General features: G+C 63.2%; 6 protein-coding genes. 5 read left to right on the top strand and 1 reads right to left on the bottom strand.

Going from position 1 to position 7,408, the window contains the following annotated elements; genetic code table 11:
- The 4 genes from EOC06_RS43240 to EOC06_RS22915 all read left to right on the top strand — a co-directional run.
- Positions 1-793, top strand: a 793-nt coding sequence (locus tag EOC06_RS43240) for an SMP-30/gluconolactonase/LRE family protein (protein ID WP_245469929.1), incomplete at its 5' end; no start/stop codon positions are given.
- Positions 793-1,899: a strictosidine synthase gene (locus EOC06_RS22925; protein ID WP_128308857.1), complete on the top strand. Its 1,107-nt coding sequence runs from the start codon at positions 793-795 to the stop codon at positions 1,897-1,899. The genes EOC06_RS43240 and EOC06_RS22925, both read left to right, overlap by 1 nt.
- Positions 1,892-3,406: a sugar ABC transporter ATP-binding protein gene (locus tag EOC06_RS22920; RefSeq protein WP_128308856.1), complete on the top strand. Its 1,515-nt coding sequence runs from the start codon at positions 1,892-1,894 to the stop codon at positions 3,404-3,406. The genes EOC06_RS22925 and EOC06_RS22920 overlap by 8 nt, the downstream gene beginning before the upstream one ends.
- Positions 3,390-4,280: a hydroxymethylglutaryl-CoA lyase gene (locus tag EOC06_RS22915; RefSeq protein ID WP_128308855.1), complete on the top strand. Its 891-nt coding sequence runs from the start codon at positions 3,390-3,392 to the stop codon at positions 4,278-4,280. Before EOC06_RS22920 ends, EOC06_RS22915 begins: the two co-directional genes overlap by 17 nt.
- Before the next feature lie 508 nt (positions 4,281-4,788).
- Here EOC06_RS22915 and EOC06_RS22910 read toward each other — a convergent pair.
- Positions 4,789-5,625, bottom strand: a complete 837-nt coding sequence (locus tag EOC06_RS22910; RefSeq protein WP_256746366.1) for an IclR family transcriptional regulator — start codon at positions 5,623-5,625, stop codon at positions 4,789-4,791.
- A 290-nt stretch (positions 5,626-5,915) separates the two neighbouring features.
- Here EOC06_RS22910 and EOC06_RS22905 point away from each other — a divergent pair.
- A partial coding sequence (locus tag EOC06_RS22905) for an aldehyde dehydrogenase family protein (RefSeq protein WP_128308854.1) occupies positions 5,916-7,408 on the top strand: 1,493 nt, incomplete at its 3' end.

The raw sequence follows: 7,408 nt of genomic DNA, 5'->3' as shown, positions 1-7,408 counted from the left end.
CGTCGGCGGCATGGGCGTCTACCGCGTCTCGCCGGACGGGACGGTGGCGAAGGTCACCGACGAAACCAATCGCAGCCTGCTGTCGGTGATCGACGATTCGCGGCTGAGGCTTCCCGACGATCTCGACATCGCGCCGGACGGGCGCATCTTCTTCAGTGAAGCGACGATCCGCTACGAGATGTCTGAATGGGCGGTCGATGCGCTGGAGGGCAGGGGCAACGGCCGGCTGATCTGCCATGATCCGAGGACCGGCTCGACCCGCACCATATTGCGCGGCCTGATCTTTCCCAACGGCGTCACCATTTGCCGCGACGGCCAGTCGCTGCTCTTTGCCGAGACATGGGCGTGCCGCATCAGCCGCTTCTGGTTCGACGGACCGGACAAGGGCAAGCGTGAAATCTTCCTCGACAATTTGCCAGGCTATCCCGACAATCTCAACCGCGGCTCCGACGGAACCTACTGGATCGCGCTGCTCGGCATGCGCACCAGAACCTTCGATCTCGCCATGCGCAAGCCGGGTTTTCGCCGCCGCATGGCCAAGCGGATCGCCGCCGACGAATGGCTGTTCCCCAACATCAATCGCGGCTGCGTGCTGCGCGTGTCGGAAACCGGCGAGATCATCGACGCGTTGTGGGACGAGGCCGGCGAAAACCATCCCTCGATCACCTCGACCTGCGAGCACAAGGGCTGGCTCTATCTGGGCGGCGTCTCCAACAACCGCATCGGCCGCGTTCGCATCGAAGGCGCCGATCCGCAATGGACGGCGCATGACGATTACTGGGGGAAGCGCTGATGGCGGGGTTAGGCACGTTCGTCCGCCGGCTGTTTTCGGCTGATGATGCCGGCATCAGCGTGCCGGCCATGGACGGCGTCTTCAAACCGGACAACCGCCTGGAAGAGGCGGAGCGGCTCCTGTCGCTTCCCGCGATCGACAATCTCGTTGCGTCGCCAGCGAGACTGCTGTGCAGCAGCGGCAACACGCTCTTCCGGATCGACCTTGGGAGAGCGGGCGCTTCGGCGGTCGCAATAGCGGAGTTCGCGGCGCCGATCAGCTTTGTCGCATCCGCGCCCGATGGCCGCCTTGCCGTCGGCATCGAGGGTGAGGGCCTGCAAATCGGGCAGCCGGGCACCTGGAGGCGCATCGGCTTGCCAGGCGGCGTGGCGTCCTGCCTCACCGCCGGGCTCTTTACCGTGGATGGCTCGCTCTACCTGTGTGTCGGCTCGCGCAAGCATCCGGCGCGCGACTGGAAGCGCGATCTGATGGAGGGCGGCAGCAGCGGCGTCGTGCTCGCCATCGATCCGGACAGCGGCTCCCAGCGTGAGCTTGCAACCGGATTGGCATTTCCCAACGGCGCGGTCATGCTCGGCAACGGCCGTCTGGCGATCAGCGAAAGCTGGCGCCATCGTATCGTCGCCCTCGATCGGAAATCCCCCCATCCGGTGGCGATCGTGGAAGATCTGCCGGCCTATCCGTCGCGCCTGTCGGCCGCTTCCGATGGCGGCTTCTGGATGGCGCTGTTCGCGCCGCGCCGCCAGCTTCTCGAACTGGTGCTGCGCGAGGACGATTATCGCCGCGAGATGATGGCGACGATCGATCCCGGCGAATGGATCGGGCCGGAACTCGCCGGATCGGCGCGGCCGGACCGAGCCCTGGCTCAGCGGCTGGTCCGGCAGATGGGCGTGCTGAAGCCGTGGGCGCCATCGCGCTCCTACGGCCTCGTCGCGCGCTGCGACGACGGCGGCCGGCCCAGCGAAAGCTGGCACAGCCGCGCCGACGGCAGCATGCATGGCGTCACCTCCGTCTGTGAGCATGGCGGCAGCGTCTACGCCGCATCGCGCGGCTCCGGCACGCTGCTGCGCCTGCCCGGCGCGACATCCGGTGGAGCCCGGCATGGCTGATCCCCACGCGGCCGAGATCGTCCGGTTCCGCAAGGCCACCAAGGCGTTCGCCGGCAACGCGGCGGTGCGCGACGTCGATTTCACGCTGCGGCAAGGCGAGGTCCATGCGCTGCTCGGCGAGAACGGTGCGGGGAAGTCGACGTTGACCAAGGTGCTGGCCGGCCTCTACCCGCTGACGTCGGGCGAGATGCTGATTGACGGCAAACCGGTTGGCTTTTCCTCGCCCGCCGATGCCATGAAGCACGGCATCGCCATGGTGTTCCAGGAAACCAATCTCATCCCGTCGATGAATGTCGCCCAGAACATCTTCCTCGGCGAGGAGAGCTTCTTCAACCGGTTGCGCGGCATCAACATCAAGGCGCAGCAGCATCTGCAGCGGCTGAACTTCCATGTCGAGCCGACCGCGCTGGTGTCGACGCTCGGCGCCGCCAAGAAGCAGATGGTCGAGATCGCCCGCGCGGTTCACCACAAGGCCCGCATCTTCATCTTCGACGAGCCGACGGCGACGCTGACGCCGGAGGAAAAGCAGCACTTCTTCGCCCTGGTCGAGCGGCTGAAAGGCGAGGGCGCTTCCATCATCTTCATTTCACACGCGCTGGAAGAAGCGCTGTCGATCGCCGACCGCATCAGCGTGCTGCGCGACGGCGCGCTGATCGTCACCGACGATGCGCGCAATCTCACCCGCGAGAAAATCGTCCAGGCGATGGTTGGCCGGCAACTGACCGATACGCTCTATGGCGACGATGCCGCCAAACGCGTCGCGCGCCGCCCGGGCGAAAAGGTGCTGGCGCTCGAGAACGTCTCGATGGGTAAGGCGGTGCGCAGCGCCACGCTGTCGGTCTTTGCCGGCCAGGTGACCGGGCTGTTCGGCCTGGTCGGTGCCGGCCGCACCGAAATGATGAAGATCGCGGCGGGCGTTTTGAAGCGTGACTTTTTCCATGGTGGCCGCATCACGCTGCGCGGCGAGGTGGTGCACTTCCGCGTGCCACGGCAGGCCGTGCGGCGCGGCGTCGCCTATATCACCGAGGACCGCAAGCTCGACGGCCTATTCGACACGATGGACATCGCCCAGAACGTATTCCTCGGCAAGCTGGCCAAAGGCTCCAACCCGGTCTCGGTAATCGGCCTTGGCGAAGCGCGCCGGCAATCGGCCGAATGGATCGAGACGATGAAGGTCCGCACGATCGGCGCCAATGCTCGGGTGGTCGAGCTTTCCGGCGGCAATCAGCAGAAAGTGGTCATCGCCAAATCGCTAATCCAGGCGCCGTCGCTGATCATCTTCGACGAGCCGACGCGCGGCGTCGATGTCGGCGCCATCGCCGAGATCCATCAGATTATCGAGCGGCTTGCCGATGCGGGCGCGGCCGTCGTCGTTATTTCGTCCTATCTGCCTGAAATCCTCAATCTGTCGGACCGCATCCTGGTGGCGCGCCAGGGCCGTATCGTCGAGGAGATGACCATCGACGAGGCCTCCGAAGAAAAGATCATGTATGCCGCCGTCCATTGAATCGCCCGGTGGGGATCGGCAGGCCACGATCGTCGAAGTCGGTCCGCGCGACGGCCTGCAGAACGAAAAGCGGCTGGTCTCGACCGGGCAGAAGCTGCGCCTGATCGGCATGCTGGCCGATTGCGGCTTCGCCCGCATCGAGGCGACGGCTTTCGTCTCGCCGAAATGGGTGCCGCAGATGGCCGATCATGATGAGGTCATGCGGCGCGCTGTGCGGCGTCCGGGGCTTATGCTGTCCGCGCTGGTGCCCAACGAGCAAGGTGCGCGGGCCGCGATCGCGGCCGGCGCGCAGGAACTCGCGGTCTTCACCAGCGCCTCCGAGACGTTTTCGAAACGAAACACCAATTGTACCATCGAGGAAGGGCTGGCTCGTTTTGTGCCAGTGATCGCGCTGGCCGCCGAGCATTCCTTGCCGGTGCGGGGCTATGTCTCCTGCGCCGTCGATTGTCCCTATGAAGGCCCGATCGAACCCGGCGCGGCCGCGAGAGTCGTCGCGCGCCTGCGCGATCTCGGCTGCGCCGAAATCGCCGTTGCCGACACGATCGGCAGGGCGACACCCGAGCGCGTGCATGCCATGGTGCTGGCAACCCTCGAAGAAGCAGAGGCTGCGCGGCTGGCCGGGCATTTCCACGACACCGGCGGCCTGGCGCTCGCCAACGTCGATGCTGCCTGGGACCTCGGGCTCAGGGTGTTCGATGCCGCTGCCGGCGGGCTAGGCGGCTGTCCCAACGCGCCCGGTGCGGCCGGCAATCTTCGCAGCGGCGCGCTGGTGGCGCACCTTGCGTCGAAAGGGACTTCCACCGGCATAAATCGCGAATTGCTGGCCGGCATCGAAACCATGCTTGCCGAGGGTAAGTTTTTCGCCGAGCCATAAAGCCACGACAACCCCGCAGCAAGTTTGCCTGAAATCAGTGCCGTCCCGATCTTCGGGGCTGGCGGCTCGGAAAACACGAGCTATATATTGCTGCCTTGGCTGCCCGCTCGGCTTTAGCAAAATTTGACGAGGCATCGAATTTCTGGCGCGCGTGCCGCCCTTGTTGTGAACGTCAGTACCAATGCCCCGATCGCCTTCACACCGAATGGAGAGTGTCGGCGATCGTTCCCATCAGGTTCTGCATGTCCATCCGCATCGACTGATTGATCGCTTTCGGCCAGGTCGACAGCTTCACGCCGGCGAAATCGCGCTGGTGGTCGATGTAGATTATCTGCCATCCGAGCAGCTACTCTGAATGCAATGGGCGAGCCTCCAAGTTTAAGGTTTTCTATTGGGTGGTTCTCAGAGGGATGGAGCCGGACATTCACTTCCGTCGAGAACATATCGCGAACTACAGGTTCAAAGCGCAACATCTCTTCGCGCGATGACCGGCCTCTCAAGCACCGACCTATCGCTGATCCGCTGCAGCACTCTTTGCGGCCATAGCCGATCCGTTGTAGGCGTGCATCTGCGCCAGCTTCGCCATGCGCTGGGCGGCTTCTGCGAGCGCCGAGCAATGCTGCTTGAAGTTTTGCTCTATGATCTGACCGTAGGGTCCCGTAAGTCCCACCGCGTACATCACCTCACCGCTCGTCGGCCTTATCGGAAATGCGATCGAGCCCAGGCCCGGAACATGCTCGGCCAGGTCCATGGCATAGCCCTGCTGCCGAACCTCCGCCAATTCCCTGGTCAACTCCGCGATCTTCGTTTTAGTCCGATCGGTATAGCTGCGCAGCTCGGTCGCCAGGATCCTGTTCACGGTCTCCTGCGGATGAAACGCAAGGATCGCCTTGGCCGAAGCGGTCGCATTTACAGGCATGGCCATACCCGGCATGACATAGGTCCGGACCGGAGTGTCGGGCGCGACGCAGGTGACCGAGCGCACCTCGGTACCGTCGAACTTCGACAGGAACGCCGACTGGCCGGTGCGGTCGGCCAAATCCTGAAGCGGCCGCTGCGCGAGCGTCGTCAGCCAGCCGCTATCCGGAGACATCTGTAGCAGCTGCAGCAAGCGATCGCCGAGGCGGTATGTCCGATTGCGAACGCTCTCGGCGGTGATCATCCCGCTTTCGATCAAGGCATGCAGCAGCCTGTTGATCGTGGTTTTGGGCAGTCCAAGCGTCGTTTCGAGCTCGATCGCCGTCAAGCCATGCTCGAACGGCGCGACCGTTTCCATGATCGAGATGTAGCGCTCGAGGGGACTGTCCTTGGCGCTCGGCTTCTTCGATTTCGTATTCAAGGGCACCTACGCCGATCTGACAATTGCGACTGCAAGAAGGTTATCGTTCAAAACAGACATGAGGGGCAAGGTCGGTCTCTCGTTATCCCGCCGCGCGTCGAGTCCGAGGGGCTCCGTAGAATAGCCGAACGGCCGCACGCCCTCGGCTGTCGGGCTCCGCCAGGTAACCCGAACCCGAAATCTCCTCACGAACAATACCGAAATTCGGTATTATTTCCATTTTATGGTCCCCTCGATTGACTCGCAAGCCAAATCCTGATTATCGGGATAAATACCGATTTTCGGAGGAACTTGAAATGGCTGAACTCCCGCGTGTGACCTACTCGAACATTGGGGTGGATTTTTCCCCTGTTCACGCTCACCTCGATGCAATGATCCCGGATTTCGAGAAGAACACACTGGGTCGCGAGTGGTCGACGCCGTTTGCGACTGGCGCTCGGAAAGAGATCCTGAGCCCTATCGACAAGAAGATCTCTCTCGGCAAGTTCCCGGTTTCAATCCCGTCGGACGTCAAGTCCGCGATCCAGGCAGCCCGGGTCGGCGCGAAGACCTGGAACCGTTCGACGCTGGACGATCGCCTTGCATTCGGCGCCCGCTGGCGAGAGGCACTGGCGGAGCGGAAATATGACCTCGGTTTGGCGGCGCTCTACGAGATCGGAAAGTCCCGCATCGAGGCAGTCGGCGAAGCCGAGGAATGCCTCGACATGGTCGAGTACTACGCATCGGAGATGAAGGCGAACAACGGGTTCGTCCGGCCCATGAACGTGTTGGTCGAAAACGAGACTGCTACGAGCGTCATGAAGCCCTATGGCGTCTTCGCGGTCATCGCTCCTTTCAACTTTCCGCTCGCCTTGTCGATCGGCATGGTCACGGGTGCGCTGTTGACAGGCAATGCGGTGGTCTACAAGCCGTCGCCGGGTTGCGCGCTGACCGGACTGCTGATTGCCGAAACGCTTCGCAAAGCGGGCTTGCCCGAAGGTGTTTTCAACATCGTGCTTGGCGATGGAGAGGTGGGGCGCCTTCTTGCCACCGACAACGGCATCGACGGCGTTGCATTCACCGGCTCCCATAAGACCGGCATGAGCATCTTCCGTCATATGGCAACGCTGTCCCACATGAAGCCCGTCATCGCCGAAATGGGTGGCAAGAACCCCGCCTACGTGACGAGCAAGGCCGACCTCGACCGCGCGGCGCAGGGGGTGGCGCGCTCCGCTTTTGGCCTGCAAGGCCAGAAGTGCTCCGCATGCTCGGTCGTGTATGTCGACGAGAAGGTCAAAGCGGAATTCATCGAGAAACTGGTAGCGTTCGCTGGAAAGCTGGTGGTCGGAGATCCTCGTAAGGCCGAGACCTTTATGGGCCCTGTCTATGGCGACGCCACAGTCGGCCGTTTCCAGGCAGCGCTGTCGGAAGTCGAGGGCAAAGGCAAGGTGCATTTTGGGGGCGCCGCCCTGGGCCAGGGCTTTGCGAACAACTACGTCCTGCCGACGGTGGTCGAACTTGATGGTCCGGGCCGGCTGACCCGCGACGAACTCTTCATGCCTTTCGTGGTCGTCCGCGGTTTTGATAGTCTCGATGCCGCGATCGAAGAGGGCAACGACATCCCCTACGGATTGTCGGCCGGCATCTTTACCAACGACCAAAAAGAGTTGCGTCACTTCCTCGATACCGCCGAAGCGGGGGTTCTCTATGCCAACCGTGCGAGCGGCGCAACGACGGGTGCATGGCCAGGCGCGCAGCCATTCTGCGGCTGGAAGGGCACCGGGGTCAGCGGCAAGGGCGGTCTCGGCTC

It is taken from the genome of Mesorhizobium sp. M7A.F.Ca.MR.362.00.0.0 (genome assembly GCF_004023175.1).
Lineage (GTDB): Bacteria > Pseudomonadota > Alphaproteobacteria > Rhizobiales > Rhizobiaceae > Mesorhizobium.
This window is presented reverse-complemented; position numbering and strand designations above follow the sequence as displayed.

Coding starts and splice junctions, on each gene's coding strand:
- EOC06_RS22925 (WP_128308857.1), top strand. CDS start 793: ATGGCGGGGTTAGGCACGTTCGTCCGCCGGCTGTTTTCGGCTGATGAT.
- EOC06_RS22920 (WP_128308856.1), top strand. CDS start 1,892: ATGGCTGATCCCCACGCGGCCGAGATCGTCCGGTTCCGCAAGGCCACC.
- EOC06_RS22915 (WP_128308855.1), top strand. CDS start 3,390: ATGCCGCCGTCCATTGAATCGCCCGGTGGGGATCGGCAGGCCACGATC.